At 60.4% G+C, this 26426-nt stretch carries 23 protein-coding genes and 1 riboswitch; of the genes, 4 read left to right on the forward strand and 19 right to left on the reverse strand.

The window, feature by feature from the left end; genetic code table 11:
* Positions 1-159 precede the first annotated feature (159 nt).
* Together ACK9YZ_RS20005 and epmA are read right to left on the reverse strand one after the other, a co-directional pair.
* Positions 160-1212, reverse strand: a complete 1053-nt coding sequence (locus ACK9YZ_RS20005; RefSeq protein WP_416064934.1) for a lysine-2,3-aminomutase-like protein — start codon at positions 1210-1212, stop codon at positions 160-162.
* Positions 1209-2273 (reverse strand): EF-P lysine aminoacylase EpmA, encoded by a 1065-nt coding sequence (epmA, locus tag ACK9YZ_RS20010; protein ID WP_416064935.1) that lies wholly within the window; start codon positions 2271-2273, stop codon positions 1209-1211. The genes ACK9YZ_RS20005 and epmA overlap by 4 nt, the downstream gene beginning before the upstream one ends.
* 149 nt (positions 2274-2422) lie before the next feature.
* Between epmA and efp the strand changes: the two genes are divergently transcribed.
* Entirely contained in the window at positions 2423-2992 is a 570-nt protein-coding gene (gene efp, locus ACK9YZ_RS20015; protein WP_064696465.1) for an elongation factor P, read from the forward strand.
* Positions 2993-3119: 127 nt separating this feature from the next.
* Here efp and ACK9YZ_RS20020 read toward each other — a convergent pair whose 3' ends face one another.
* From ACK9YZ_RS20020 to metA, 6 genes are all read right to left on the reverse strand, one after another.
* Positions 3120-3848: an SIS domain-containing protein gene (locus ACK9YZ_RS20020; protein ID WP_216756283.1), complete on the reverse strand. Its 729-nt coding sequence runs from the start codon at positions 3846-3848 to the stop codon at positions 3120-3122.
* 12 nt (positions 3849-3860) lie between these two features.
* Positions 3861-5012, reverse strand: a complete 1152-nt coding sequence (nagA, locus tag ACK9YZ_RS20025) for an N-acetylglucosamine-6-phosphate deacetylase (RefSeq protein ID WP_416064936.1) — start codon at positions 5010-5012, stop codon at positions 3861-3863.
* On the reverse strand, positions 5012-6043 hold the full coding sequence (locus tag ACK9YZ_RS20030; RefSeq protein WP_416064937.1) for an SIS domain-containing protein: 1032 nt from the start codon (positions 6041-6043) through the stop codon (positions 5012-5014). The genes nagA and ACK9YZ_RS20030 overlap by 1 nt, the downstream gene beginning before the upstream one ends.
* Complete coding sequence (locus ACK9YZ_RS20035; protein ID WP_416064938.1) at positions 6040-6813, reverse strand: GntR family transcriptional regulator; 774 nt, start codon at positions 6811-6813, stop codon at positions 6040-6042. Before ACK9YZ_RS20035 ends, ACK9YZ_RS20030 begins: the two co-directional genes overlap by 4 nt.
* Before the next feature lie 111 nt (positions 6814-6924).
* On the reverse strand, positions 6925-7947 hold the full coding sequence (locus tag ACK9YZ_RS20040) for an aldose epimerase family protein (protein WP_416064939.1): 1023 nt from the start codon (positions 7945-7947) through the stop codon (positions 6925-6927).
* A gap of 140 nt (positions 7948-8087) precedes the next feature.
* Positions 8088-9011, reverse strand: a complete 924-nt coding sequence (gene metA / locus ACK9YZ_RS20045) for a homoserine O-acetyltransferase MetA (RefSeq protein WP_416064940.1) — start codon at positions 9009-9011, stop codon at positions 8088-8090.
* Positions 9012-9058: 47 nt separating this feature from the next.
* Positions 9059-9136: riboswitch (SAM riboswitch) on the reverse strand.
* A gap of 147 nt (positions 9137-9283) precedes the next feature.
* Between metA and ACK9YZ_RS20050 the strand changes: the two genes are divergently transcribed.
* Positions 9284-11125, forward strand: coding sequence for an ABC transporter ATP-binding protein/permease (locus tag ACK9YZ_RS20050; RefSeq protein ID WP_216756289.1), 1842 nt, complete (start codon positions 9284-9286; stop codon positions 11123-11125).
* A 50-nt stretch (positions 11126-11175) separates the two neighbouring features.
* Here ACK9YZ_RS20050 and ACK9YZ_RS20055 read toward each other — a convergent pair whose 3' ends face one another.
* The 6 genes from ACK9YZ_RS20055 to ACK9YZ_RS20080 all read right to left on the reverse strand — a co-directional run bounded on the left by ACK9YZ_RS20055 (position 11176) and on the right by ACK9YZ_RS20080 (position 16313).
* Positions 11176-11805, reverse strand: coding sequence for a hypothetical protein (locus tag ACK9YZ_RS20055; RefSeq protein WP_416064941.1), 630 nt, complete (start codon positions 11803-11805; stop codon positions 11176-11178).
* A gap of 166 nt (positions 11806-11971) precedes the next feature.
* Positions 11972-12370: a VOC family protein gene (locus ACK9YZ_RS20060; RefSeq protein WP_416064942.1), complete on the reverse strand. Its 399-nt coding sequence runs from the start codon at positions 12368-12370 to the stop codon at positions 11972-11974.
* A gap of 103 nt (positions 12371-12473) precedes the next feature.
* On the reverse strand, positions 12474-14297 hold the full coding sequence (locus tag ACK9YZ_RS20065) for an ABC-F family ATP-binding cassette domain-containing protein (protein ID WP_416064943.1): 1824 nt from the start codon (positions 14295-14297) through the stop codon (positions 12474-12476).
* Between the two features lie 3 nt (positions 14298-14300).
* Positions 14301-14957 (reverse strand): thiamine diphosphokinase, encoded by a 657-nt coding sequence (locus tag ACK9YZ_RS20070; RefSeq protein WP_416064944.1) that lies wholly within the window; start codon positions 14955-14957, stop codon positions 14301-14303.
* Between the two features lie 60 nt (positions 14958-15017).
* Positions 15018-15692 (reverse strand): OmpW/AlkL family protein, encoded by a 675-nt coding sequence (locus ACK9YZ_RS20075; RefSeq protein ID WP_216756294.1) that lies wholly within the window; start codon positions 15690-15692, stop codon positions 15018-15020.
* A gap of 93 nt (positions 15693-15785) precedes the next feature.
* The gene (locus ACK9YZ_RS20080) at positions 15786-16313 is read right to left on the reverse strand and encodes a MarR family winged helix-turn-helix transcriptional regulator (protein WP_216756295.1); all 528 of its coding nucleotides are present in this window, start codon (positions 16311-16313) and stop codon (positions 15786-15788) included.
* A 116-nt stretch (positions 16314-16429) separates the two neighbouring features.
* Between ACK9YZ_RS20080 and ACK9YZ_RS20085 the strand changes: the two genes are divergently transcribed.
* Together ACK9YZ_RS20085 and ACK9YZ_RS20090 are read left to right on the forward strand one after the other, a co-directional pair.
* The gene (locus ACK9YZ_RS20085; protein WP_216756296.1) at positions 16430-17971 is read left to right on the forward strand and encodes an MDR family MFS transporter; all 1542 of its coding nucleotides are present in this window, start codon (positions 16430-16432) and stop codon (positions 17969-17971) included.
* A 382-nt stretch (positions 17972-18353) separates the two neighbouring features.
* A complete protein-coding gene (locus ACK9YZ_RS20090; protein ID WP_416064945.1) occupies positions 18354-19898 on the forward strand; it encodes a M48 family metalloprotease in 1545 nt (514 codons plus the stop codon).
* A gap of 54 nt (positions 19899-19952) precedes the next feature.
* Here ACK9YZ_RS20090 and ACK9YZ_RS20095 read toward each other — a convergent pair whose 3' ends face one another.
* From ACK9YZ_RS20095 to ACK9YZ_RS20115, 5 genes are all read right to left on the reverse strand, one after another.
* Entirely contained in the window at positions 19953-20816 is an 864-nt protein-coding gene (locus tag ACK9YZ_RS20095; RefSeq protein WP_029868975.1) for an RNA polymerase factor sigma-32, read from the reverse strand.
* Between the two features lie 379 nt (positions 20817-21195).
* Positions 21196-21768, reverse strand: coding sequence for a CarD family transcriptional regulator (locus tag ACK9YZ_RS20100; protein ID WP_416064946.1), 573 nt, complete (start codon positions 21766-21768; stop codon positions 21196-21198).
* Between the two features lie 398 nt (positions 21769-22166).
* On the reverse strand, positions 22167-22505 hold the full coding sequence (fdxA, locus tag ACK9YZ_RS20105; protein WP_216756299.1) for a ferredoxin FdxA: 339 nt from the start codon (positions 22503-22505) through the stop codon (positions 22167-22169).
* A gap of 196 nt (positions 22506-22701) precedes the next feature.
* Positions 22702-23106 (reverse strand): RNA-binding S4 domain-containing protein, encoded by a 405-nt coding sequence (locus ACK9YZ_RS20110; protein WP_216756300.1) that lies wholly within the window; start codon positions 23104-23106, stop codon positions 22702-22704.
* Between the two features lie 2 nt (positions 23107-23108).
* On the reverse strand, positions 23109-26231 hold the full coding sequence (locus tag ACK9YZ_RS20115) for a helicase-related protein (RefSeq protein ID WP_416064947.1): 3123 nt from the start codon (positions 26229-26231) through the stop codon (positions 23109-23111).
* Between the last annotated feature and the right edge of the window lie 195 nt (positions 26232-26426).

Genomic DNA, 26426 nt, shown 5'->3' on the forward strand with positions numbered 1-26426 from the left:
ATATGACTGTCACTCATACTTTGCATTTTACAAATCATGCCCGCCTCAGGCCTAATACTTAACTTCTATCAATAACTTGATGTAGTCCAAGCAGAGCGACGGCAAATGACACCGGCTATGTGGAGTGCAGAAATGGCACGCCGGGTGCGCGTTTTTGCGTTAACCGGCGGGCGGATAGCAATGCTCGTCGCCGCGATAATCCGAAACCGAATAGCAACCCTCACCGGTCGTCTGCACGGCGCCTTCTCCGATCACAGCCTTGCCGTAACCGCCGGGAATATCGAGAATATAGGTGGGCTGGCAGAGGCCGGAGATACGGCCGCGAAGCGAGGCGACGATCTTCTGCCCCTCCTCTATCGACAGCCGGAAATGACTGGTGCCGGGCGCAAGATCCGGATGGTGGAGATAATAGGGCTTCACGCGCGTCTCGACGAAGGCCCGCATCAGCTCCGCCAGGATATCGGGATTATCGTTGACGCCCCTCAAGAGCACGGACTGGCTGACCATGACGATGCCAGCATCGACGAGACGAGCGCAGGCAGAGCGTGCTTCCGCCGTCAGCTCACGCGGATGGTTGGCGTGAAGCGCGACATAGGTGGTCTTGCCGCTCGCTTTCAGCGCCGCGATCAGCGCCGCATCGATCTTCTGCGGTTCGACGACAGGTACGCGCGTATGGAAGCGCACGATTTTCACATGCTCGATCTCAGCAAGCTCGCTCAGAATCTCACCAAGCCGCCGCGGTGAAAGCACCAGCGGATCCCCACCGGTCAGGATGACCTCCCAGATTTCGCCATGCCCGCGGATATAGTCGAAGGCGGCCGCCAGCGCCGCCGGATCGAGCGTGCCAAGCCCCTGCGGCCCGACCATCTCGCGCCGGAAACAGAAGCGGCAATAGACGGGGCAAACATGTACCGCCTTCAGCAACACGCGGTCCGGATAGCGATGCACGATGCCTTCGACCGGACTGTGCGCCTGATCGCCGATGGGATCGGCCCGCTCTTCGGGCGTGGTGACGAGTTCGGCGGCATCAGGCACGAATTGCCGGGCAATCGGATCGACCGGATCGCCATGATCGATCAGCCTCGCCATGGCGGGCGTCAGCGCGATGGCGTAACGCATGGCGACCTCATCGAGCGCCGGCCGTTCGGCTGCCTCAAGCAGTCCAGCGCCGACGAGATCGTCGACGCTCTTGATCGGACGCATGACGTTCATCGGCCATACTCCGCCACCGGTGCCCAGAGGACCTGATCGATCCGCGACGCACCCGTCGCCAGCATGACCAGCCGGTCGAAGCCGAGCGCGATGCCGCTTGCTTCCGGCATGATGGCAAGCGCCGCCAGAAAATCCTCGTCGATCGGATAGGTCTCGCCATAGACCCGCATCTTCTCCGCCATTTCGATCTCGAAACGGCGCCTCTGCTCGGCAACATTGGTCAGTTCGCCAAAACCATTGGCAAGCTCGACACCGCAGGCATAGAGCTCGAACCGCTCTGCCACGCGCGGATCGCGTGCCGACGGCCGCGCAAGAGCGGCTTCAGAAACAGGATATTCATCGAGAATGGTGACGTGGCCGAAACCGAGATGCGGCTCAATCTTTTCCACCAGCACGCGGCTGAAAAGATCAGCCCAGTGATCGTCGTCGGCAACGCGCAAGCCGACCCGCTGCATTTCGGTGGCGAGATGCTCGCGATCCGTCGAGCCGTCGGCGGAAACAGACGCCAGAAGATCGATACCGGCATGGCGGCTGAACGCTTCTGCGACGCTCACCCGCTCCGGTCCTGCGAAAGGATCGCACTCGGTGCCGCGATAGGTGAGCTTTGCCGCCTTGACCGTTTCGGCGGCAAGCGCCAGCAGACGCACGCAGTCCATCATCAGGCTCTCATAGCTTTCGCCCACCCGATACCATTCCAGCATGGTGAATTCCGGATGATGCAGCGGCCCGCGCTCGCGATTGCGATAGACATGGGCAAAACAGGCGATGCGCTGCTCCCCGGCGGCAAGCAGCTTCTTGCAGGCAAATTCCGGCGACGTGTGCAGATAGAAGGGCGCCGCTTGACCGTCCGTCGTCAGCGCCTGTGTGGCAAAGGCATGCAGATGCGCCTCGTTGCCCGGTGACACCTGCAGCGTGGCGGTATCGACCTCTATGAAGTCCTCACGGGCGAAATAACCGCGCAGGGCTGCCTGAACCGCATTGCGCCTGACAAGAAACGGGCGGCGATCGGCATGCACTGATGGTGTCCACCAGGGAGACGCTTTGGCGCTCGTGGGGTTCATTCAACGTTTTCCTCGCCGGATTCGGCCGGGATGGGGTGGCTATTTCCGCGATTTTAGGTTAGTGCGCCCCCGAAGAAAAACATTTTGCGTCTTCGGGGCCACTCCGACAGTCCTCTACGACGCCGAAAGCCGACTTACAAGGAAGTCTTATGGTCAAGGTCATCGCCTCCTCGGTCCGCAAGGGCAACGTTCTCGATGTCGACGGCAAGCTCTACGTCGTTCTCACGGCTCAGAATTTCCATCCGGGCAAGGGCACGCCGGTCACTCAGGTCGACATGCGCCGCATCGTCGACGGCGTGAAGGTTTCCGAGCGCTGGCGCACCACCGAACAGGTCGAGCGCGCTTTTGTGGAAGACGTCAACTTCCAGTACCTGTACGAAGATGGCGAAGGCTTCCACTTCATGAACCCGGCGACGTACGACCAGGTCGTCGTCAGCGCGGAAACCATGGGTGACCAGAAGGCCTACCTGCAAGAAGGCATGACCTGCATCCTGTCGATCCACGAAGGTATCCCGCTGGCACTGGAGCTGCCGCGCCACGTCACGCTTGAGATCGTCGAGACCGAACCGGTCGTCAAGGGTCAGACGGCATCTTCTTCCTACAAGCCGGCCATGCTCTCCAACGGCATCCGCACCTCGGTTCCGCCGCATATCGATGCCGGTACCCGCGTCGTCATCGCGACGGAAGACAATTCCTACGTCGAGCGCGCCAAGGACTGATCGCGCCCCGGTTTCCAGACATTCGAACGGCCTGAAGCACCCACTTCGGGCCGTTTTCGTTTGGCACGTTGATTTTGAGACGACGCGGTTGGATGGAGAAGGCCAGCAAAATCGGACCTCTCTTCCCCTAAAGATGCGGATTGCGCGGCCGGTACTTTTTCACCAGTTTCTGGTTGATCTCGGCAGCACCCGGCATGTTGGCACTGAGATAGACCGGTGCATCCCCGGATTTGGAAAGCTCGGAAGCGACCTCTGCGAAAATAGCGTTGATGACAGTCACGCCGACCGCCGTCGAAACCGGCCCGACCCGAAGGCCCGTGCCGTCGAGATCGAGAACGGCGTCACCCGGCGGCAGCCCGTTGTCAAGCACGACATCGGCGACATCGGCAAGCCGTCGCCGGCCATTGGCGATTGCCGCCGAATAGGCGATCGAGGTGATGGCGATCACCTTGACGCCGATCTCGCGCGCATAATCGGCTGCTTCGATCGGCGCGGCATTCACGCCGGAATTGGAAGCGATGATGATGACGTCACCCGGCTGCATGCCGTAGCGTTCCAGCATCGGTCGCACCAGGCCCTGCGTCCGCTCATAGACGGAGCTGATGACCGCGCCCTCATGCAGCATGGCCGAGCCGACGAGAACTGGCACCGTGAAGGCAAGCCCGCCGGCGCGGTAATGCACCTCTTCCGCCAACATATGCGAATGGCCGGTGCCGAAGACATAGACGCGCTTGTCGTCACGGGCGGCCTCGATGATCGCGGCCGCTGCCTGCGCCATCGGCTCGGCAAGCGCCTGCTTCAGTTCTTGCAGCCGGCCGATCAGATCGGAGAAATAGGCATCGGTGATGTCAGTCATCGGCCATTCTCCTTACGCTGCTTCGCCGCTGAGCCAGGTCGCCTTCACTTCGATCGTATCGGTGAAATGCACGAGATCGGCGAGTGCGCCCGGCGAAAGGTGGCCTCGATCGGCAAGCCGCAGGAAGCGCGCCGGATAGAGCGTCGCCATCCTGAGTGCCTCGGCAAGCGTCAGGTCCAGATAGGTGACGCCGTAGCGGATCGTTGAAGCCATATCGACATCCGAGCCTGCCAGCGTGCCGTCCGAAAGCACGAGTTTGGAACAGAAGCCGCCCCTTTCGCGCCGCACGGTGCGGCCATTCAGCGTGAAGGTGTCCATCTGCGAGCCGACGAGCGACATGGCGTCAGTCACGAAGAACAGCTTGCCCTCGCCGCGCTTGGCGCGCAGCGCCGTGCGCAGCGCCTTCGGATCGACGTGGTGGCCATCGGCGATGATGCCGCACCAGACAGCCGGATGGTCGATCGCCGCGCCGACGAGCCCCGGCGCGCGGTGCGCCAGTTGGCTCATGGCATTGAAGAGATGCGTGACACCCCGCGCGCCAGCGTCGAAACGGGCTTCCGCCGCCTCGCTGGTGCTATCGGAATGGCCGATACTGACGATGACGCCAGCTTCGCTGAGTTCGCGCACCTGCGCAACCGTCACCTGCTCCGCCGCTATCGTGACGAGCAGCGTGCCGATTGCCTCGCGCGCAGCGATGAAGGCCTTGATGTCCTTGTCCTCGACGGGGCGCATCAATTCGGCGAGATGCGCGCCTTTGCGCGCCGGCGCCAGATGCGGGCCTTCCAGGTGCAGGCCGGCAACACCGCGATTGGTTTTCACCGCGACTTTCGCCGCTTCGATCGCAGCGGCCGTTGCTTCGGCCGTATCAGTGATCAGCGTCGGCAAAAGCGCCGTCGTGCCATAGGGGCGATGCCCATCGGCGATCATGTACATGGAGTCAGACGACGGCTCATCGTTCAGCATGCGGCCGCCACCGCCGTTGACCTGCGCATCGATGAAGCCGGCAGACAGCACGCCGCCATCAAGCGTCACGACTTCGCCTTCGGGCAGATCATTGCGGCCGACGATCGCCTCGACGCGTCCGTCCTTGACGATCAGCGCCCGCTCATCGTGGAAGCGTTCGCCGTCGAAGATACGGGCACCGGTGAAGATCTTGCGGGTCATCAGACAGTCTCCGTCACCTTGAGCAGGTTTGCCGGCTTGTCCGGATCGAAACCCTTGCGGCGGGTGACGGACTCGATCAGGCGATAATAGACGAGCAGCGAAACCAGGGGATCGATGAGGCCGTTGCCGGTCGTCGGAACCTGCAGATTGACGCCGGCGAGCGGTTTTGTCGAGAAGGGCACGGTGGTGGCGCCGAGCGTCTGCAGCCGCTCCAGTGCCTTCACATTGTTGTCGAAGGCGGCATCTTCCGGCACGAAACCGACAATCGGGAAGCCCGGCTGCACGAGGCGCATCGGCCCATGCATCAATTCGGCGAGCGAGAACGCCTCGGCGTGAAGGCCGGCCGTCTCCTTGGCCTTGAGCGCCGCTTCGAGAGCGATCGCGAAGGCAGTACCGCGGCCGCCTGTATAAAGCGATGCGGCGTCGAACAGAACACTCTCGGCAGCAGCCGTATCGATGCCCGATGTCGCAGACAAAGCGGCCGGCAGCTTCTCGATCGCGGCTTGCAGATCGGCCTTGCCGCCGATCGCAGCGGTGACGCCGGCAAGGGCGGCAACGGCTGCAATGAAGGACTTGGTCGCGGCAACGCTCTTTTCCGCACCGGCATTGAGGCCGAGAACGATATCGGCCTGCTTGGCGAGCGGGCTGTCGGTGACGTTGACGACGGCGATCGTCGTCGCTCCACCCTTCTTGGCCGCTTCCTGCAGCGCCACGATATCGGGGCTGGCGCCAGACTGGGAAACGGTGAAATGGATGCCACCCTTCAGATGCAGGAGCGCATTATAGACGGAAGCGATGGACGGACCGATCGAAGCGACTGGCACACCGCAGGTGATTTCGAAGAGATATTTGAAGAAGGTCGCGGCATGGTCGGAAGAGCCGCGCGCCGCTGTCGTCACGACACTTGGGCGGGTGGACGAGAATAGCCGGGCGATTTCGGCGAAGACCGGCTTTTCCTTTTCGAGCAGGGTAGCAACCACTTCGGGCGACTGGCCCGCCTCCTGCAGCATCAGCGACTGGTTCTCACTCATAGGTCATCTCCAATTCTCAGTTCGGCGACGAAATCATAGGCATCGCCACGATAATGCGAGCGGGTGTATTCGACGACGCGCTGGTCTTCCAGGCGTGAAACGCGTTCGATCAGAAGGGCCGGCGCGCCGGCCTTGACATCGAGAATAGCCGCCGATGACGGATCAAGCGTGACGGCCGTCAATCGCTGTATGGCGCGTACCGGCTTGTGGCCACTCTGGGCGAGCGCATCGTAGAGCGAGCCTTCACCGCCGGCGTCCTCGCCAAGAAACTTGACGGGTACGACGGCGCGCTCGATTGCGAGCGGCAGCCCGTCGGCCAGACGAAGGCGGTCGAGCCGCAGCACCGGTTCGTCGACGCCGAGGCCGAGCAGAAAGGATTCTTCCGGGGATGGATTGTTGACGGTGCGCGACAGGATCTTCGCCGCTGGCGAGCGCCCGCGCGAACGCATGTCCGCAGAGAAGGAGGAAAGCCGCCAGAGCGACTGTTCCATGCGCTCTACCTTGCTGGAAACGAAAGTGCCGCTGCCGTGACGCGATTCCAGCGCACCCGATGTCATGAGATCGCGATAGGCCGTCCGCACTGTGACACGGCCGAGCTTCAGCGCTTCCGCCAGATCGCGCTCGCCGGGCAATGCCGTGCCGGGTTTCAAGAGGCCTTCCTGGATAAGGCCGGTCAACGCCTGCGCCAGCCGCTTGTAAAGCGGGCCTGTCGCCGCCTCGTCGCGCAGCGCGCGGCCCCTCAGTTCTGCGATCAGACTGGTTCTATCCATGGGCACACAATAGAACCTATTTAGAACCAATCGGCAAGCGGATTCGTTCCGTCACAGAAAAACCCTCGCAGGGCGCCGCGAGGGTTCATTGATCCAGATGAGACGACGAACTCAGTTCTTCGCGAAGATGTAATCCGTTTCCTGACGCAGCACTTCGCCTGGGCGCAGCACCGCATTGGGGAAGCCCTGGTGATTGATCGCGTCAGGCCAGATCTGTGTTTCCAGGCAGAAGCCGGCGAAGGGACCATATTTACGGCCGCCGAGACCCGGCACGGGCACGTTGAGCTTGAAACCGGCATAGAACTGCACGCCCGGCTCTGTCGTGCGCACTTCCAGCGAAACACCGGAATGCAGGCTGCGGGCAAGCACGACGGAGCGCTTGGCCGTGCGCTCGCTCGATAAGCAGAAATTATGGTCGTAGAGGGCCTGCTCCTGCCTGACGAAGCGCTTCATTGGCGCCATCTCGAGGAAATCGAACTCGCTCCCCGCAACAGGGCGGATCTCGCCGGTCGGTATCTGCTTCTCATTGGTCGGCAGATAGTGGTCGGCGGCGATCATGATGTCATGCGCCAAGGCATCTTCGCGGCCATCGAGATTGAAATAGGAATGCTGGCAGACGTTGGCGATCGTCGGCTGGTCCGTCGTCGTCTCGTAATTGACAGAAAGCTCGCCATTGCCGTGCACGCGATAGGTCGCCTGGATCGTGCAGTTGCCGGGATAACCGGCACGGCCATCGCGGTCGACGATCTTCAGCACCACGCGGTCGGCCTCATGTTCAACGATCGTCCAGACGAGCGTACCAATATTGTTGCTGCCGCCATGAAGATGCGTGACACCCTTCTCGTTGAGTTCGAGTTGGTAAGCCTTGCCGTCGAGCGTGAACTTGCCATCGCCGACGCGGTTGGCGCAGCGGCCCGGCGTTGCCCCGAAGAAGGGCGAATGGGCGAGGTAGCTGCTGAAATCCTCGAAGCCGAGCACCAGCGGCGCATCATGGCCCTCCAGCCGCGCGTCCTGGATAACCGCGCCCCAGCTCAACACCTTGACCGTCAGTCCGCCACCGCGGATGACGACGCGATGGACGGTCTCCCCCTCCTTGGTCTGTCCGAAAACTTCCCGTTCCAATTTGTCCAGCATGATCGACGCTCACTCCATCCCTACGATTCAGGAACCGGAACCTGCCCCCATTCGCTGCAAATCGCAACCGGGCGGACCCGGAAAACAAAACGCCGTCTCAGAAGTGCGACGGCGCCATTTCTAAACCCACCCTGTAACGCTCAGATGTCCGAGCTAATCTCTTCGATATCGTAGGGCGTCGTCTGGTAGATCTCATTGATCCAGTTGCCGAAAAGCAGATGCGCATGGCTGCGCCAGCGGTTCTGCGGCGCAAGTGCCGGATCGTTATGCGGGAAGTAATTGTGCGGCATCTTGATCGGCACGCCGGCATTCACGTCGCGGAAGTATTCGTCCGAGAGAGACGTGGAATCATATTCGACGTGATTGAAGATATAGAGCCGCCGACCCTTCGGCTCGTGGACGAGACAGACGCCCATCTCGCTCGATTCCATCAGGATCTCGAGGCCGTCGACCTTCTCGATGTCGGCCCGGCGCACCTCGGTCCAGCGCGACACCGGAACCTCGAAATTGTCGGAGAAACCGGTGAGATAGACGGAGGAGGGCTTGAGGTTGCTGTGGCGGTAGACGCCGAAGGCCTTTTCCTTCAGCTCATACTTCGGCACGCCGTGGAAATGGTAGATCCCTGCCATCGCGCCCCAGCAGACATTCATGGTCGAATGGACGTTTGTCTGGGTCCAGTCGAAAATCTGCTGCATTTCCTTCCAATAGGTAACATCCTCGTAGGGCAGCGTCTCGATCGGCGCGCCCGTGATGATGAAGCCGTCGAACTTGCGGTGCTTCACTTCCTCCCAGGTCTGGTAGAAGGCAAGCAGATGTTCTTCAGAGGTATTCTTGGCCTTGTGATTGCCGACGCGGATCAGCGAGAATTCCACCTGAAGCGGCGAAGCGCCCACAAGGCGCGCCATCTGCACCTCGGTCTTGATCTTGTTCGGCATGAGGTTCAGCAGCCCGATCTGCAGCGGGCGGATATCCTGACGGATGGCCACCGTTTCGGTCATCACCCGCACGCCCTCATTCACGAGGGTTTCGAAGGCGGGCAGCGTATCGGGGATCTTGATGGGCATTGCGGTCAACTCGATCAAAATAAAAAACCGGCGGCGAAAGAATCGCTACCGGCCCGCACGCGGCCCTTTAGCGACTTATTTAACGTGGCTGCAAGCCGGCCGGCCAAATCACCACAGGGCATTCTAGATAGCGCCAGTCCGGCTTCGAATCAACTGTCAATGCAGATAGCTGCAAAAGCCATCACGCTTTCTTTATGGGTGGCGGAATCTGTTGATGGACCAGTGACGCCCCCATGTTATTAATATAAGGATGGCGGATTTGGAAACTTGTAATGGCAAATAACATCGAAAGGGGGAGGGGCATCCAGAGTCAGGACCGGGTAGGGTATGATCTCAGCCTGACATATCGGCTTGGAGTGATGTTCTCCGCATTCTGGAATTCGCAGGTCCGCGGCAAGGTGGTGGGGCTTGCGGTCCTGCTTGTCGTCATCATCCTGGCGACAGCCTACGGACAGGTGATCCTCAACGAATGGAACGCCCCCTTCTACGATTCACTCGAACGCCGTGATCTTGGAGAGTTCTTCCACCAGCTCGAAATCTTCGCGATGATCGCCGGCGCGCTACTGCTGCTCAACGTGCTGCAGGCCTGGCTGAACCAGATGACTGCGCTCTATATGCGCGAAGGGCTTTCGCGCGATCTCGTCGATCAATGGCTGAAGCGCAAGCGCGCCCTCAAACTCTCCACCATCGGCATTCTCGGCGTCAATCCGGACCAGCGGCTGCATGAGGACTCCCGTAACCTGGCCGAAAGCACCACCGGTCTCGTGCTCGGCCTCCTGCAGTCGACCATCCTGCTCGTCAGCTTCATCGGCGTGTTGTGGGAGCTTTCGAGCGGCTTCATCTTCCATATCAGCGGCTACAGTTTTTCCATTCCCGGCTACATGGTCTGGGCGGCAATCTTCTATGCTGCATCGGCCTCAGTACTGAGCCAGGTCGTCGGCCGCAAGCTTGTCAAGCTCAATGCAGACCGCTTCTCCAAGGAAGCCGAATTGCGCTTCGCGCTGATGCACGCCAACGAGAACATGCCGGCGATTACAGTGGCGCACGGCGAGGAAAACGAGCGCAAGCGCATCAATATCGACATCAGCAACGTTCTCGCGGTTATCAAGCGTCTCGCCATGGCCAATACCAACCTCACCTGGGTTTCGGCAGGTTATGGCTGGCTGGTCATCGTCATTCCGATCATCGTTGCAGCACCTGCCTATTTCTCCGGTGGCCTCACCTTCGGCCAGCTGATGATGTCGGTCGGGGCCTTCAACCAGGTCAACACGGCACTGCGCTGGTATGTCGCCAACTTCGGCCCGATCGCCGAATGGCGCGCCACGCTGATGCGCGTCACCGATTTCCGCCAGGCACTGCAGGAGATGGACGACGACTTCGATCTGAAGGATGCCATCGTATATGAGGAAACCGCAGCGGATACGCTGACGCTGAAGGATGTCGTCATCGTCGCCAAGCTTGGCGAGGACATCGAGGATTGCGGCGGTTTCCGGATACGCGAAACGGATGTTACGATCAAGGCCGGCGAGAAGGTCATGATCAACGGCGATCACAGTGTGAATCGCCGCCTGCTCTTCCAAGCCATGGCCGGCCTCTGGCCGTGCGGCAAAGGTACGATTGGTCTGCCGCCGATTGCCGACATCCTGTTCATCCCGCAGGTCGCCTACGTCCCCGGCGGAACGCTGCGTGAGGCAATCTCCTTCCCCGAAAAACCCGAGGCCTATGACACCGCGACCATCGAAGCCGCGCTTGAGGCTGCCGGTCTGCATGCGCTGGTTGCCCGACTCGACAGCCGTGCGCGCTGGGACAAGCTTCTCGACGCCGACGAGCAAAAGGCAATCGGCTTTGCCCGCCTGCTTCTCGTCAAGCCTCGTTGGGTCGTTTTCGACGAAGTGCTCGAGGGCATGGAACCGGAATGGCAGCATACGATGACGAAGCTGCTCGCCACTATGCCGGACACCGGCATGATCTATATCGGCCGCTCGGAGACCTATCTGGAAGCGCTGCAGCCGCGCACATTGCATCTGCTGGCGCTGCCCTCGAAATCCGAGGAAGAACCGGTAGTTTCGGTTCTCGGGTCGAGCGCCGCGGCGGCTCGCGCCCCGGCGCTTTAAGGCAATTCCCGTAAAATTGTGTAGCGGTTTTGCGTCCGGAACTGTGTGTCTTACATTGGCGGCATCACGCCGTGGACGCCAACGGTGACCTGCGCGGCCGAGATGCTGCCGTCGGCGGCCTTTTCCGCCATGACGATTACGCCTGCACCCGGCTTCAGGTCGTCCTTCGTCGCCGGCGCAAAGGTGACGATCGGCGTGCCATCGGCAATCGAGATGATCTTTTCCTTGCCTTGATAGGTGAGCGTGATCATGTGGCCGTCGACGGCCTTGACCGCATTGCTGACGGTCGCATTCGTCATCGAGCTGTTCGGCTGCACGTCCCACGGACGGTTGCCTTCGCCGGTACCCTTCATCGCTGCCGGGAAAATCAGCACCTCGATGGCACCATCGGGACCTGAGCCTTTCGGCAGGGAGGCGACGCCGACGAAATCGCCGACCTTGATGTCGTCAACCGACGCATTCCTGATGCCGGCGACCTTCCAGCCCGATTTGAGTGCCACCGTCGTCTCATTGCCCTGGCGGGTCTTGACGGTCAGTGTATCGCCGCTCAGGCTCTCGATCGTGCCACGCACGCGCATGTGCTGCGTTTCCTGCGCGCTCGCCGCCTGCGAAAGGCCGAGCACGACACAACTGCTGGCAGCAAGCGCCATGAATAGTCCGGTATAGGATTTGCGAGACATGTGACTCTTCCTTCTTGCCTCTGATCGGCACGGTCCCGGCTGCCGGGGCGGCACTCTATACCGCATGACGCAACACTGACGAATCAAGGAAAAGTGAGAGAAAATGGACTCCGGCAACTCGATCCCGGATACCGGAAGTCCACACCAGATCTTTGGAAATACCGGCTCAGCCGGCAGCAGACATATCCATATACATGATTTCCCAGACATGACCGTCGGGATCCTGGAAGCTGCATCCGTACATCGGACCCATGTCGAGGATCGGCTTCCAGGGCTTGCCGCCGGATGCCAGTGCCTTCTTCAGGTAGTCATCTACCTCGGCGCGGCTGCCGGCCGAAAGGCAGGTCAGTACTTCCTTGCCCTTGGACGTATCGGCGATATCGCCTTCGATGAACTGTTGGAAGTGACCATGGGTCAGCAGCATCACGTAGATATTTTCCTCGACGATCATGCAGGCAGCGTCGTCGGTGGTAAAATTCGGATTGTAGGAAAAGCCGAGTGCCGAGAAGAACTCCTTCGACTTGACGAGGTCCTTAACCGGCAGGTTCACGAAAATCATGCGCATGAAAATCTCCCTTATGACGTGGCGGCACCATGCCGTCGATCACGCTCGGCCCAAGGACGGCGAATAACCACCCGATCCGACATTCAGGAAATTTTTATTCCGATCAACCTTCCAGCTCTTCCCGCAACATTTCGAGCTCCAGCCATTCCTCTTCCATCTTGGTCAGGTTTTCGCGTAGCTTCTCCATCTCCGATGCCAGTCGGTTGAACGTCGCCGGGTCCTTGGTGAAGAGGTTCGGATCAGCCATTTTCTCCTCGCGCTTGGCGATCTCGGCCTCCGCCTTCGCCATTTCCTTCGGCAGGTTTTCGAGCGCGAATTTCTGCTTGTACGAGAGCTTGCCCTTCGAGATGGAAGGAGCGGCAGCCGCAGCCTCCTGCGACTTCGGCTTCTCCGCCGCTTTCTCGGCCTTGCGGCGCTCTTCGGCGGCACCCTTGCGCTGGGCCAGCATATCGGAATAGCCGCCGGCATATTCGATCCAGCGTCCGTCCGGCGCTTCCGGATTGGCAGGCGCGATCGTCGAGGTCACCGTCCGGTCGAGAAAGTCACGATCATGGCTGACGAGGATGACGGTGCCGGGAAAACCTGTGACAATTTCCTGCAGCAGATCCAGAGTCTCGATGTCGAGGTCGTTGGTCGGTTCGTCCAGGATCAGCAGGTTGGTCGGCCGCGATAGTATGCGTGCTAACATCAACCGGGCACGCTCGCCGCCGGAGAGGTTCTTGATCGGTGTGCGCGCCTGCTCCGGCTGGAACAGGAATTCCTTCATGTAGCCGGTCACATGCCGCTGCTCGCCATTGACCAGTAGGTTTTCGCCACGCCCATCCGTCAAATAGTTGGCAAGCGTATCCTCGGGGTTCAGGTCTTCGCGCTTCTGGTCGAGAGTGGCAATTTCGAGATTGGTGCCAAGCTTCACCGTGCCGCTGTCAGGCGCAAGCTGGCCGGTCAGCATCTTCAGAAGCGTCGTCTTGCCGGCACCGTTGGGACCGACCAGACCGATGCAATCGCCTCGATGCACGCGGATCGAGAACGGCGTGACGATCGGCCTGTCGTCATAGCTCTTGGTGATCTTGTCGGCCTCGATCACCAGCTTGCCGGATTCCTGTGCGTCGGATGTGGTCGCCTGCACGGTTCCCTGCGGCCCCTTATGGCCACGATATTGTGAGCGCATGGTCTGCAACTCGCCGAGCCGTCGCATGTTGCGCTTGCGCCGTGCCGTCACGCCATAACGCAGCCAGTGCTCTTCGCGCTCGATCGCCTTGCCGAGCTTGTGCTGTTCCAGCTCTTCCGCCTCCAGCACCTGGTCGCGCCAGGCCTCGAAAAACGCAAAGCCCCTGTCGAGCCGACGCGACGTGCCGCGATCGAGCCAGACGGTCGCTGTCGAGACCTTCTCGAGGAAGCGGCGGTCGTGCGAGATCAGCACCAGAGCGCTGCGCGTCTTCTGCAATTCGCCTTCCAGCCATTCGATGGTCGGCAGGTCGAGATGGTTGGTCGGCTCGTCGAGCAGCAGGATATCGGGCTCCGGCGCCAGCACACGGGCAAGTGCTGCGCGGCGCGCCTCGCCGCCGGAAAGGTTCTTCGGGTCCTCTTCGCCGGTCAGCCCTAAGTGCGACAGCAGGTATGTGACCCGGTAAGGATCGTCGCCCGGCCCGAGCCCCGCCTCGGCATAGGCCTGCACGGTCTTGAAGTCGGCAAAATCCGGTGCCTGTTCCAGATAACGCACCGTTGATGCCGGATGCCGGAAGACCTCACCAGACTGCGCATCGACGAGACCGGCAGCAATCTTCAGAAGCGTCGATTTACCCGAGCCGTTGCGGCCGACGAGGCAGATCTTGTCGCCGGCTTCCACCTGCAGGGCAGCCCCGGCCAAGAGCGGCGTGCCGCCGAAGCTCAGGAAAATATCGTCGAGTTTCAGAATGGGAGGCGCCAAGAATCAGACTCCGGAAAGATCATAGGGCCGCGCGAGCACGACGGCCCTGCCGCTGGCAAGCGAGAAGCGCACGGGGCCTTCCGCCACATTGGAAATGGTGCGCGACGACCCGAATGGCAAATGGAAGTCGGCAAGCGGATAGCGGGCATTTTCGATGAAGAGCCCGGTCAGTTCGCTGAACCCCGGCACGGAAAACAGGCTACCCGGCGGCAGATCGATCTCCAACGAGCCGGGAAGCAAAGGCACTGCCTCCTCGCTGCCCGAGGTCAAGAGCACGTCGAAGCCTTTTTGCGCCAATTCGACGCCATAGAGCAGATGTTGAAGCGCATGGTCGGAGCGTTCGCCACCCAATGCGCCGGCAAGGATCAGGCGTTTCGCGCCACGCTCGATTGCCTCGGAAACGGCGATCTCGCCGTCGGTCGCTGCCTTCGCGGCCGGATAGGGCTGGCGCGGCACATTGGGAAAGGCGCCGTCGAGATCGGGCGGCGTCGAATCGAAATCGCCAACCCACAATTCCGGCACCACGCCCAGCGCCGCTGCGTGGCGCATGCCGCCGTCGGCCGCGATGAACCGGCTGTCCCGCACGGCATCGCGCAGACGATCCGTCAGGCTGAGTACCCCGCCGAGCAGGATGGTGAAGGTGGATTGGCTCATGGGCATTGCCCATAGCGCAAACCGGGGGTGAAGGGGAAGAGGCGCCGAAGATCCGGCGCCTTTCTCTTAGAAGCGGTAGGTCACACCGGCGCCGATCAGCCAGGGATCGAGTTTTGCCTTGCCGCTGACATCGGCACCGCCGACGGTGGCATCGAAATCCGGGCGCAGGAAGATCTTCTTCACATCCAGGTTCGCACCCCAATGCTCATCGAACATGTAATCGAAACCCGCCTGCAGCGCGACGCCGAATGTATTCTTCACATCGAGGCTGTCGGCGCTCTTACCCGACTGATTGTAGAAGACCGTGTAATTCACGCCTGCACCGAGATACGGCTGGAAGGCACCAAAATCGGTGAAGTGATATTGCAATGTCAGCGTTGGCGGCAGCAGCCACGTCTTGCCTAAATCGCCGAGGCCGGCAATCGAGCCTTCGCCATGCACATTGGCATAGGTCGTGCCGAGGATGAGCTCCGCGGAAATATTGTCGGTGAAGAAATAGGAAATATCCGCTTCCGGAACCACTGTGTCCGAATAGGAAAGACCGGATCCGGGAATGCCATCAACCGAGCCGTTATCGCGCGTCACTACGCCTAGCGCGCGCAGACGCACCTGCCACGGACTTTGCGTGGCGACGGGTGAGCCCGCCGAAGGCGCCAGGTCGGCGGAAAGCGCCGCATGCCCGAAGGATGCGAAAACGATTGCGGCAAAAATACCCCTCAACCGAAGCGGATGAAGTTTCATGTGAATCTCTCCTGATGTCGTCGAACGGGGAGAGACTTAGGCCTGCCTTAGGCGGGTCGGCTTGAGCGAGATCAAACGCTCAGACTATTTTCTTCAGCCTGGCGTATCCTTGTCGCGGGACAGGAAGATCGCCTCGTAACCGCCGATGAATTTCTCGAACAAGACGGAGAAAGTGTCGATCTCTTCCTGCGGCCAGTCCCGCACGACTTCGGTAACGAAGGCGAGCTTCTGGGCCTGGATTTCCGCCAGCAGGTTCTGTCCGACCGGAGTCATGACGACGACGATACGCCGCGCATCCGCCTGCGATGCCTCGCGGCGCAGAACATTACGGCTGACCATATCGGAAACGACGCGGCTGGCCCGCGACGGATCGATTCGCAGCATCTCGGCAATGGCCCCGACGGTCACCTCGCCGTTTGCCTGCGCCCGCCTTACGGCATCCAGCACATCGAGATGCGAGAGTTCCAGATCCGGAGCCACGCTCTGGATCGCCAGCCGGCCAATCAGCCGGCGGCCCGTCATCATTCTCATGCGCGTCATGGAGCGGCCGATGCGCGGCACGCTGTCCATGGGAGGCTCATCAATCTCTGGCGTTCTTGTCTTGGTCAGCGTCTCGTTCATGACGGAACCATAACAGACCGGAATCAAAAATAAAATATGCCGATGTCAATAATGTGATATTGACAAATATATGCCATTAGCACATAAAGCATCGACATAACGAAATCGGCCCTCCCATGGATATGCAGCTTGCCCCCGCGCCGCTCGTGACGGATCCCCGTCGGCGGCTCATCCTCTTTTTCTTCCTGATGACCGCCATGTTCATGGCGACGCTGGATAATCAGATCGTCTCCACCGCCTTGCCGACCATCGTCGGCGAGTTCGGTCATCTGGACCGCTTCGGCTGGATCGGCTCGGCCTATCTGCTGGCGCTGAGTGCGGTCATGCCGCTTTATGGAAAGCTCGGCGATCTCTTCGGCCGCAAATATGTGATGATGACAGCGATCGCGATCTTCACGGTAGGCTCCGCCGTCTGCGGTCTCGCCGTCTCCATGAACACGCTGATCGCCGCCCGTGTGCTGCAGGGTTTCGGCGGCGGCGGTATCATGGTTTCGATCTTCGCCGTCAACGCCGACCTCTTCGAGCCGCGCGAACGCGCCCGCTACCAGAGCTATTCCAGCCTCGTGCTGATGGCCTCCGGCGCCATCGGCCCGGTCCTCGGCGGCACGATGAGCGATCTCTTCGGCTGGCGCTCGATCTTCCTCGTCAACGTGCCGATCGGCATCATCGTGCTTGCCGGCCTCGCCTTCATGCTGCCCTACCGCAAACCGCATCGTCGACCGAAGATCGATTATGCCGGCGCACTTCTGCTGGCGTTGACGACGACCAGCATCGTGCTTGCGACCGACAGCAGCGAACTTTTCGGTGCGTTGATCTCCCCGCAGAGCATCAGCATCGTCGCCTTCGGCGTGGTTTGCGCCATCGCCTGGGTTTTCGTCGAACGCCGGGCGCCGGAGCCGATCGTCCCGCTGCCACTTTTCCGCAATTCCACCTTCAGCCTGCTGCTAGTGGTCTCGATAATGAGCGGCGCGATCGCCATCGGCATGGTCAATTACCTCGCTCTGTTCCTGCAGACGACCACAGGCCTTTCGCCATCTGGCGCAGGCCTGCTCTTCATCCTGCTGACAGGCGGCCTCGTCTGCGGCTCCCTGAACGCCGGCCGCATCATTTCGAAGACCGGTCGCTACAAGCCCTTCGCCATCGCCAGCCTCACCTGCAGCGCCATTGCTTTCGCACTGATGTCGCGGGTCCATGCTGGCACGCCGATCGCCGTCATCGGCACGATCATGCTACTGCATGGTATCGGCATCGGCCTTGCCCAGCAGGTTCCGGTGATCGGCGTGCAGAATGCCGCGCCTGCCCGCGATGTGGGTGCGGCGACCGGCTCGGTCACGCTGTCGCGCATGGGCGGCGCTTCGATTGCCATCTCCATCTACGGTGCGATCATCGCATCGCAGCTCGGCAAGCTCGGTTCCTCGATCCCGGGCGTGGCCAATATCGAGGAGCTGACGCCGAAAGTGATGGCCGCCCTTCCCGAAACCAGCCGTCAGGCCGTCGCGGATGCTTATGCCGCCGCCTTCTCACCGCTGTTCATGACCTCTTGCGGCATTGCTTTGATCGGTCTGATAGCCGCCATCATGCTGAAGCCGGTGCAGCTGCCCCGTGCCGGCGAACCAAAAACCGGCCCGACTAGCACTGCCCCCGAAGCTGCGGAATAAGCATAGGCGCGCGGCCCGCGCGCCTCTTCATTTCGATCATGCAGCAAACACTACCATTAATTGCATTCTTCGCGCGGATGTTATAGTTGCCCGCATCGGTCGCCGTGTTGACCTATTTTTTCCGCAGTGCAGCCGGAATCTGCACTTGTGATGGAACTTTCGCCATAATTTCATCGGAGCGAGAAAGTGCCTCGACAGGCGAGGCATTGCCGAAATGCAACGGCACCACATTTAGATAGAGTCTCGCTATGCAACCCACGCGGAAATCAGCTACAGCAAAGACTTGGATCGGCCGATTGTGCAGTGCGAGAACAGGGGCGGAAGCCTATTGAATTTTCCTGGCAGCGGCCGGCCCGAAGATGCGGCAGACCGGCGACTTAAGATGATGCGGAGAGACAGACTGGACAGCATGACGACGTGGAGATCGCCCGCGCTTTCCAGTGATGCCTTTCTTGCGCCGTGCCGTTGGGCGCGCAGTCTCCTGCTGCTTTCAGTCTGCGCCGTCGCGCTGAACGGCTGCGAGACGCTGATCGAACAATCCTATCAGCCGACCGTCGGCCCATCGTCCAAGCCACAGATCGTCGACGAAGTACAAAAAAATGACCCGCGCGCTGCCATGGGCGCTCGCGAGCATCCCCGCATCGTCGCGAGCTATGGCGGCGAATATAAGGACGCCAAGACCGAGCGCCTCGTCGCACGCATCACCGGCGCGCTGACGGCCGTGTCGGAAAATCCGAGCCAGTCCTATCGCATCACCATCCTGAATTCGCCCGCCATCAATGCCTTTGCGCTGCCGGGCGGTTATCTCTATGTCACCCGCGGCCTGTTGGCGCTCGCCAACGACGCCTCGGAAGTGGCGGCTGTACTGTCGCACGAGATGGGCCACGTCACCGCAAACCACGGCATCGAACGCCAGAAGCGCGAGGAAGCCGAAGTCATTGCCAGCCGCGTCGTGGCTGAGGTTCTGTCGAGCGACATAGCCGGCAAGCAGGCGCTTGCCCGCGGCAAGCTGCGCCTTGCCGCCTTCTCCCGCCAGCAGGAACTGCAGGCCGACGTCATCGGCGTGCGCATGCTCGGCGAAGCCGGCTACGATCCCTATGCCGCGGCTCGTTTTCTCGATTCCATGGCCGCCTACAGCCGCTTCATGTCGGTCGATCCCGAAGCCGACCAGAGCCTGGACTTCTTGTCGAGCCATCCGAATTCCGCCCAGCGCATCGAGCTTGCCCGCAGCCATGCCCGCGCCTTCGGCCAGGAAGGCTCGGTCGGAGACAAGGGCCGCGATTACTATCTCGATGGCATCGACGGTCTTCTCTATGGCGACAGCCCGGAAGAAGGCTATGTGCGCGGCCAGACCTTCCTGCATGGCGGCCTCGGCATACGCTTCGACGTACCGCCGGACTTCAGCATCGACAACAAGGTCGAAGCGGTCATGGCGACCGGCCCGAACGATACCGCCATCCGCTTCGATGGCGTCGCCGACAACCAGAACCAGAGCCTGACGAATTATATCTCCAGCGGCTGGGTTACCGGACTTGATCCCGCAAGCATCCGGCCGATCAACGTCAACGGTATGGAAGCTGCGACCGCCCGCGCAACGGCCGACCGCTGGGATTTCGATGTTACGGTCGTCAGAAACAACAACCAGATATTCCGCTTCCTGACGGCCGTGCCGAAAGGCAGCCCTTCGCTGGAGCCGACGGCAGACGTCCTGCGCGCCAGCTTCCGCCGTATGACACCGGACGAAGCCGCATCGCTGAAGCCGCTGCGCGTCCGCGTCGTCACCGTTCGCTCTGGCGACAACATCACCACGCTCGCCTCCCGCATGATGGGTACCGATCGCAAGCTTGATCTCTTCAAGCTCATCAACGCCTTGCCGACGGGCGCTGCTGTTTCTCCCGGTGACCGCGTGAAGATCATCTCCGAATAAAAGAAAGCCCGGCTTATGCCGGGCCAGTCTGTGCTGCTGGGGAGTAATTCCTGGTCAGGCATAGGCTGCCATATGCGGATCGGCGCTGACGAGCGCCGTGCGAAGCTTTTCCATCGCCCGGCTTTCGATCTGACGCACACGCTCCTTGGAAATGCCGAGGTCGGCGCCGAGCTCTTCGAGTGTCGCTCCGTCTTCTGCGAGCCGGCGCGCGCTGATGATCTTCATTTCGCGCTCGTTAAGATGCTTGAGGGCAGACGCAAGCCAGATGCGGCGACGTTCGCCGTCGATCATGTTGGAGACCTGCTCATCCGGCAACGGCTCGTCGCTGACGAGAAAATCCATCTTCTCTGCACTATCGGCGTCGCCGGAGACGGAAGGCGCCTGCAGCGACGCATCATTGCCGGAAAGGCGCGCATCCATGGTCTGCACGTCGGCAAGGCTGACACCGAGGGCGGCGGCGATTTCCTGATGAATGGATTGCAGCGTCAGCTGCGTGTCGCCCTTGGCGAGCTTGGCGCGCAGGCGCCGCAGATTGAAGAACAGTGCCTTCTGGGCCGAACTCGTGCCGCCGCGCACGATCGACCAGTTGCGCAGGATATAGTCCTGGATCGAAGCACGGATCCACCAGCTTGCATAAGTGGAAAAGCGTACATCGCGCGCCGGTTCAAAGCGAGCGGCCGCCTCCAGAAGCCCGACATAGCCTTCCTGCACGAGATCACTCATCGGCAGGCCGAAGTTGCGGAACTTTCCTGCCATGGAAATGACGAGGCGCATGTGCGCCATGGCGATCTGGTTGCGGGCGCCGCGGTCCTCGTGATCCTTCCAGCGGATAGCGAGATTATGTTCCTCTTCACGGGCGAGATAGGGAGCCGCCATTGCTATTTTGATCATGCGCCGATCTGCAGACATGTTCTTCATATCGCTCTCCTGAACAGGCCACGTGCCTAAAAATAAACAAGCAAACATCGTTTCCGGAACATCGCTGCGCCGGAGCAAACTAGGCTCTTGAATGCATAAAGGCCTCGCTCCTGGACTTTTCAGGAGGAGGCCCTATCTCTCTTCATATGCCGCTGACGCGGCTGGACTGGATCAGTTTCTTGAGATTGCCGGATAGGCAAATTCTGGAAATCATGATCCGCTCCTCATCGAACATTGACAGCTTTAGCGGAAGTCAAACCGAGCTTATGGGTTCGGGTGAACTCCGCATGACTGTATATGAACGTCGCAGCGGCGAAAAAGTTCCAATAAAAAACCCGGCACCAAGCCGGGTTTTTTCATCAGCAAAAACAATGCGCTATTAGGCTGCCTCGTCCTGCGAATCGTCTTCCTCGATTGCCTTGCCGCGCTTCGGACCCTTGTTGAGGTTGGTCTCGACGAGGCGAACGGCTTCCGTTTCAGACATCTTGTTAACGGCAGCGATTTCGCGAGCCATCCGGTCGAGGGCAGCTTCATAAAGCTGACGTTCTGAATAGGACTGCTCCGGCTGGTTTTCAGCGCGATAGAGATCGCGAACGACTTCTGCGATCGAAATCAGGTCGCCGGAATTGATCTTGGCATCATATTCCTGGGCACGACGAGACCACATGGTACGCTTGACGCGAGCCTTGCCCTGCACGACCTTGAGGGCGCGCTCGACAAAGTCGGTTTCGGAAAGCTTACGCATGCCGATGCTCATGGCCTTTGCGACCGGAACCTTCAGACGCATCTTGTCCTTTTCGAAATCGATGACGAAAAGTTCAAGCTTCATGCCGGCGACTTCTTGCTCTTCGATAACCGTGATGGTACCGACGCCATGTGCGGGGTACACGATCGATTCACCAGTCTTGAAGCCGTGACGTGCGGTAGAAGGTTTTTTCTGCTGGATGGTCATTCTAATCAAAAACTCCCTGTTACGCTTCCGGCGGCAGCCGGAGCCGGGTCAGTCAGGCCCGGATGAGACGGTTATATCCGTCGGGTGACTTCACTCTGGTTCCGCCAGACAGAAGCAAATGAGATCCTTGCGCGCGATCTTGGGATCCGACAGCTCAAGTTATTGATATGTCACGGAAACCGCGTGCGGATTTGCTTTTACTTTCGTGATGGTTTTGGGCATGCGTCATGCCACAAATGGAACAGTGGGGTGAACGTATCACAAAAATATGAGGAAATCAATAATTTGCTTAACGTGGGTCATGTGGGCAACACATAGCCCCCATGTGACTCACGCGTAATTTGAAACGTTTAACCTGAAGCTGAACCCGGTTTCAACAACGCTGCACGTCGAAAATTTCAGTCGCCACTACCGGGCTTTTCCGAGAAGTATTTCTCGAATTTCCCGGTCTCGCCGTCCATCTCCTTGGCCTCCGGCATCGGCTCCTTCTTGACAGTGATATTCGGCCAGATGCTCGCATATTCTGCATTGATCTTCAGCCACTTGTCGAGGCCCGGTTCGGTATCGGGCTTGATCGCCTCGGCCGGACATTCCGGCTCGCAGACACCGCAGTCGATGCATTCATCCGGATGGATGACGAGGAAATTCTCGCCTTCGTAGAAACAGTCGACGGGGCAGACTTCAACACAATCGGTGTATTTGCAGCGAATGCAATTGTCGGTCACGACATAGGTCATGAAGAACTCCAGGATTTTCCATGCGGGCGGGGCCGGGCAACCTGGAACGTCGCGCCTGTCCCCTGAGCCGGACAAAAAGCGTGAACAGGCTTGGGAGGCAAGCACACTACCCGGCAGGTTGTGTGTGACGTATCGACTTTACGGCAGGATTTCAAGGACAAACGATCTTCGAAAGGCTCATGGCAGGAAGAGTTTTCTAATCGTCGTCCGACATCAGCCTGTCGATTGCACGTCGTTCCTTTTTCGTCGGCCTGCCGGAACCAGTCGCCCGGATTGCCTGTTCGTATGGGGTGAGGCGTTTTGTCTCATCCGGAGGCGGCGACAGGTCCTCATAGAGCAGCCGCGCCTCCTCGTAGGGACCACGTCTGTCGCCGGGCAGCCGAACGACGAGAATGACGTCTCGCCGTTCCAGCTTCAGTTCGATCCGATCACCGACTTTGATCATTTGGCTAGGCTGCACACAGCGTGAGCCGTTGATGCTGACATGGCCTGACTGGATATGGCTTTGCGCCAGCGAGCGTGATTTCACCATGCGCGTGAAAAACAGCCATTTGTCGATGCGCTGGCGCGAACCGCTTCCTGGCTGTGTTTCTCCGCCCATGATTACTTCTTCATCTGCTCCTTGAGCGCTGCAAGCTTGGCAAAGGGCGAATCCGGATCGATCGGCTTCTCCTTGCGCGGCGGCTTGGCCTCGAAACGCAGCGGCTGCGAATTGCCGCGGTTGTTGTTACGGTCGTTGCGGTCGCCACGATCCTTGCGATCACCGCGGTCCTGACGGTCGCCGCGCTGCTCGTTGCGCGCCTGCTGCGGCCTGCCGCCATCACGATTCCCGCCTTCGCGGTTGCCGCCATCCCGGTTGCGGTTGTTGTGGCGGTTGCCATCACGGGCCTCACCGCCTTCACCGCCGCTAGGACGGCGATTGCGGTCACCACGTTCCTGGCCTTGGCCATGACGTTCGCTCTGACCTTGCCCGCCGCGGCGGTCGCCATGGCCGCGCGCCTGGCGCTGGTTCTCGTTGCGGCCGCCGAGACGCCACAGAAGAACCGGCTTCGGCTCTGCGGCCTCAGCTTCAGCCTCACCGACTTCAACCGAACCTTCGGCTACCACAGGCGTCTCCGCAGCCGCAGGAGCGGCTTCGACAGCGGGCGTTTCTTCCGAAGCGCCATCTGCGTCGTCATGATCGGCCTTTTCAGCCGTTTCCTCTGCCACGGTCTCAATCGCCGCCACGGGAGCCGATGGCGCATCCTGCGTCGCAAGGAATGCTGCAGCCTCCTCGGCCTTTACGGCGTCTGCGCGATAACCGAGACCCTTGAGGATCTCTTCCATGTCTTCCAGCGTCGCGCCGAGAATGGACAGCATCGCTGTCGTCGTTGTGAAGCGGCGGCCGTCATAAGCGCCTTCCGGACGGCCGGCTTGACCCGGCTTCCACTGCAAGAGCGGACGGATGAGGTCGGCCAGACGCTCGAGGATATCGATCCGCACCGCGCGCTTGCCGAGGAAACGGAAGCCAGCGAGCTTATAGAACATGCGCTCGAAACTCGGATCGGTGACGACGGAGGTACGGCCGGCGGCCAGCACCGGAATGAGGTCGCCATAACCTGGCTTGTCGAGCCCGTCATTCTTCAGTGCCCAGAGCAATGTGATGAGCTCTGCTGGCGCCGGCTTCAAAAGCGCCGGAACGAAAATGTGGTAGGCACCGAAGCGGATGCCGTAACGGCGCATGGAGGCGCGCGCATCCTGATCCAGAGACTTCACCTCTTCCGTCACGTCGCGACGAAAGAGCACGCCGAGATTCTCGACGAGCTGGAAGGCGAGCCCCTTGGCAAGGCCCTGCAGGTCCTCAGCGCGCGACAGATCGTCGAGCGGCTTCAGCACCGTGCTGATATGATGATTGACGAAACGTTCGATACGGGCGGCGACATGATCGCGCGCATTGCCCGTAAGCTGCTCGTCGGCAAGCAGGATGACTCGCGGACGCATCACGTGATCGCTACCGGATAGACGTCCGACCGGGTCGCCGAGCCAACGCACAAGACCGTCCGAGCCGATCGCCAGATCGGCGTTGCCTGCCGCATGCAGGCGCGCGGCACGGGCTTCGAATTCAAGCGCGAGCGCCTTCTGCGACGCAGACTGAACCGCCTTGGCGTCCGGCCCATCCGTTCCACCCACAGGCGTAAAACGGAACCCGGTCAACTGCCCCACATGATGTCCTTCAACAAAGACATCGCCATTCACACTGATTTCAGCTTCCAGCATCGCATTCTCTCTCAGGCGCTTCATGAGCACAGATGTCCTGCGATCAACAAAGCGTTTCGTCAACCTTTCATGCAACGCGTCGGACAATCGATCTTCGATTTCCCGCGTCTTTTCCTGCCAGTGTGTCGGATCGGCAAGCCAGCCGGGCCGATTCGAAACATAAGTCCAGGTTCTTATCTGCGCGATTCGCGCCGAAAGCGTGTCAATTTCTCCATCTGTCCGATCCGAGCGATGAACCTGTTCCGCGAGAAACTGCTCGTTTACCGTGCCATAGCGCACCAGATCGGAAAAGAGGGTAGAAATAAGATCGGCATGTTGCGCAGGCGTTATGCGCCGATAGTCCGGTAGAGCGCAAGCCTCCCAGAGCTTTTCGACGCGCGCCGGCGTGTTAGCGAGGTCGGTGATTTCCGGATAGCGCGATAAATGTTCGAGCGCCTGCTGGTCGACCGCCGGCAGCGCCCGCGTCAGACCCGGCACGCGGGGTCCGGTCTCAAGGCTTGCCCGCAGGGATTGTATCGAGGAGAAATCAAGATCCTTGGTCCGCCACTGCAGAACCTTGATATTATCAAATTCGTGGCCCTCGATGCGCTGCACCAGCTCCTCGTCGAACGGCGAGACCTGGCCGGTTACACCAAATGTCCCGTCGCGCACATGACGTCCCGCGCGCCCGGCAATCTGGCCGAGCTCACCAGGATTGAGATTGCGGAACTGATAGCCGTCGAACTTCCGATCCTGCGCGAAGGCCACATGATCGACATCGAGATTGAGACCCATGCCGATCGCATCGGTCGCAACCAGATATTCGACATCGCCCGCCTGATAGAGCGCCACTTGCGCATTGCGGGTGCGCGGGCTCAGCGCCCCGAGCACCACGGCAGCTCCACCACGCTGACGACGGATCAGTTCGGCGATCGCGTAAACCTCGTCCGCCGAGAAGGCGACGATAGCCGAACGCTGCGGCAGCCGGGTGATCTTCTTCTGTCCCGCATAGAGAAGGTGAGAAAGCCGCGGCCGCTCCGTGACGGTTATCCCCGGCAGAAGCTGCTGCAGGATCGGCCGCATGGTACCGGCGCCAAGCAGCAGCGTCTCGTCACGGCCGCGCAGATGCAGGATACGGTCTGTGAAGATATGGCCGCGCTCGAGGTCTCCCGCGAGTTGCACCTCATCGATAGCAACAAAGGCGGCTTTGGTTTCCCGCGGCATCGCCTCGACCGTGCAGACGGAGAAGCGCGCATTCGGCGGCGAGATCTTTTCTTCCCCGGTTACCAGCGCAACATTCTGGGCGCCGACTTTTTCCACCACCCGCGTATAGACTTCGCGCGCGAGCAAGCGGAGCGGCAGGCCGATAACACCTGTGCCATGCGCCACCATGCGTTCGATCGCATAATGGGTCTTGCCGGTATTGGTCGGCCCAAGCACCGCGGTCACGCCGCGCCCGCTCAGTATCATCGGCTGCGAAGTCAGGGTCATGGTCCATGCAAGTGAGGCGGGGACGCCCCGGGTCAAGTCGGCTCCTGCGGGTAAGGCAGAGAACACATGGACAGCCGAAGCTCCAAACGCAAGGGCAGATTTGAAATAGACTCTGGATTGAGCATGGAAGTCACAGTCCGCTAAGTCCTTGATTTAAGATTCGGAACAGCTTGAGAACGAATCGGAGACGAATCG

Origin of the sequence: Rhizobium sp. ZK1 (genome assembly GCF_047782645.1) — a bacterium.
Taxonomy (GTDB): Bacteria; Pseudomonadota; Alphaproteobacteria; order Rhizobiales; family Rhizobiaceae; genus Rhizobium.

Bases quoted from the DNA above. Each gene is read 5' to 3' on its own strand.
- ACK9YZ_RS20005 (WP_416064934.1), bottom strand. From the start codon at position 1,212: ATGAACGTCATGCGTCCGATCAAGAGCGTCGACGATCTCGTCGGCGCT.
- epmA (WP_416064935.1), bottom strand. From the start codon at position 2,273: ATGAACCCCACGAGCGCCAAAGCGTCTCCCTGGTGGACACCATCAGTG.
- efp (WP_064696465.1), top strand. From the start codon at position 2,423: ATGGTCAAGGTCATCGCCTCCTCGGTCCGCAAGGGCAACGTTCTCGAT.
- ACK9YZ_RS20020 (WP_216756283.1), bottom strand. From the start codon at position 3,848: ATGACTGACATCACCGATGCCTATTTCTCCGATCTGATCGGCCGGCTG.
- nagA (WP_416064936.1), bottom strand. From the start codon at position 5,012: ATGACCCGCAAGATCTTCACCGGTGCCCGTATCTTCGACGGCGAACGC.
- ACK9YZ_RS20030 (WP_416064937.1), bottom strand. From the start codon at position 6,043: ATGAGTGAGAACCAGTCGCTGATGCTGCAGGAGGCGGGCCAGTCGCCC.
- ACK9YZ_RS20035 (WP_416064938.1), bottom strand. From the start codon at position 6,813: ATGGATAGAACCAGTCTGATCGCAGAACTGAGGGGCCGCGCGCTGCGC.
- ACK9YZ_RS20040 (WP_416064939.1), bottom strand. From the start codon at position 7,947: ATGCTGGACAAATTGGAACGGGAAGTTTTCGGACAGACCAAGGAGGGG.
- metA (WP_416064940.1), bottom strand. From the start codon at position 9,011: ATGCCCATCAAGATCCCCGATACGCTGCCCGCCTTCGAAACCCTCGTG.
- ACK9YZ_RS20050 (WP_216756289.1), top strand. From the start codon at position 9,284: ATGGCAAATAACATCGAAAGGGGGAGGGGCATCCAGAGTCAGGACCGG.
- ACK9YZ_RS20055 (WP_416064941.1), bottom strand. From the start codon at position 11,805: ATGTCTCGCAAATCCTATACCGGACTATTCATGGCGCTTGCTGCCAGC.
- ACK9YZ_RS20060 (WP_416064942.1), bottom strand. From the start codon at position 12,370: ATGCGCATGATTTTCGTGAACCTGCCGGTTAAGGACCTCGTCAAGTCG.
- ACK9YZ_RS20070 (WP_416064944.1), bottom strand. From the start codon at position 14,957: ATGCCCATGAGCCAATCCACCTTCACCATCCTGCTCGGCGGGGTACTC.
- ACK9YZ_RS20075 (WP_216756294.1), bottom strand. From the start codon at position 15,692: ATGAAACTTCATCCGCTTCGGTTGAGGGGTATTTTTGCCGCAATCGTT.
- ACK9YZ_RS20080 (WP_216756295.1), bottom strand. From the start codon at position 16,313: ATGAACGAGACGCTGACCAAGACAAGAACGCCAGAGATTGATGAGCCT.
- ACK9YZ_RS20085 (WP_216756296.1), top strand. From the start codon at position 16,430: ATGGATATGCAGCTTGCCCCCGCGCCGCTCGTGACGGATCCCCGTCGG.
- ACK9YZ_RS20090 (WP_416064945.1), top strand. From the start codon at position 18,354: ATGATGCGGAGAGACAGACTGGACAGCATGACGACGTGGAGATCGCCC.
- ACK9YZ_RS20095 (WP_029868975.1), bottom strand. From the start codon at position 20,816: ATGAAGAACATGTCTGCAGATCGGCGCATGATCAAAATAGCAATGGCG.
- ACK9YZ_RS20100 (WP_416064946.1), bottom strand. From the start codon at position 21,768: ATGACCATCCAGCAGAAAAAACCTTCTACCGCACGTCACGGCTTCAAG.
- fdxA (WP_216756299.1), bottom strand. From the start codon at position 22,505: ATGACCTATGTCGTGACCGACAATTGCATTCGCTGCAAATACACCGAT.
- ACK9YZ_RS20110 (WP_216756300.1), bottom strand. From the start codon at position 23,106: ATGGGCGGAGAAACACAGCCAGGAAGCGGTTCGCGCCAGCGCATCGAC.
- ACK9YZ_RS20115 (WP_416064947.1), bottom strand. From the start codon at position 26,231: ATGACCCTGACTTCGCAGCCGATGATACTGAGCGGGCGCGGCGTGACC.